The following is a 777-nucleotide window of genomic DNA, read 5'->3' as shown; positions in this document are numbered from 1 at the left end:
ACAAAAAACTCGGAATCACTGATGTCGTACTTCGTGATGCACATCAATCTTTATTAGCAACGCGTATGCGAATTGACGATATGCTGCCAATTGCTGAAAAGCTAGATCAGGTAGGCTATTGGTCACTTGAATCTTGGGGTGGCGCTACATTTGACTCCTGTATTCGATTTATTGGTGAAGATCCATGGGATCGTATCAGAGAATTGAAGAAAGTCATGCCTAATACTCCGCAGCAAATGTTGTTGCGAGGTCAAAATCTGTTAGGTTATAGACATTATGCTGATGACGTTGTTGATAAGTTCGTAGAGCGTGCTGTAAAAAATGGTGTTGAGGTATTCCGTGTTTTTGACGCGATGAACGACCCTCGCAACCTGGATCGTGCGCTTAAAGCTGTTAAAGCAAACGGCGGTCATGCTCAGGCAACGCTTTCCTATACAACAAGTCCTGTACATACTTTGGAAAGCTGGGTTAGCTTAGCGAAGCAGATTGAAGACTTGGGTGCAGATTCTATCGCTATTAAAGATATGGCCGGTACATTAACGCCTTATGCTGCTTCTGAGTTGGTTGGGCGTTTGAAAGCTCAGACTGATCTAGAAGTTCAATTACATGCACACGCGACTTCTGGCTTGTCAGATATGACAATTCTTAAAGCGGTTGAAGCAGGTATTGACCGTGTTGACACGGCTATTTCTTCAATGGCAATGACATACGGCCATACTGCGACTGAAAGTGTGGTTGCGGCATTGGCAGGTACTGGTCGTGATACTGGCTTGGACA

At 44.5% G+C, this 777-nt stretch carries 1 protein-coding gene; it reads left to right on the top strand.

All coding sequences use genetic code 11. The features are described 5' to 3' along the window. On the top strand, nucleotides 1–777 hold a 777-nt coding region (locus A3729_RS01420), incomplete at both ends, for a pyruvate carboxylase subunit B (protein ID WP_156497571.1).

Source organism: Oleiphilus sp. HI0043, from assembly GCF_001634935.1.
The sequence above is the reverse complement of the archived record's forward strand: the minus strand, read 5'-3'. Positions and strand labels throughout refer to the sequence as shown.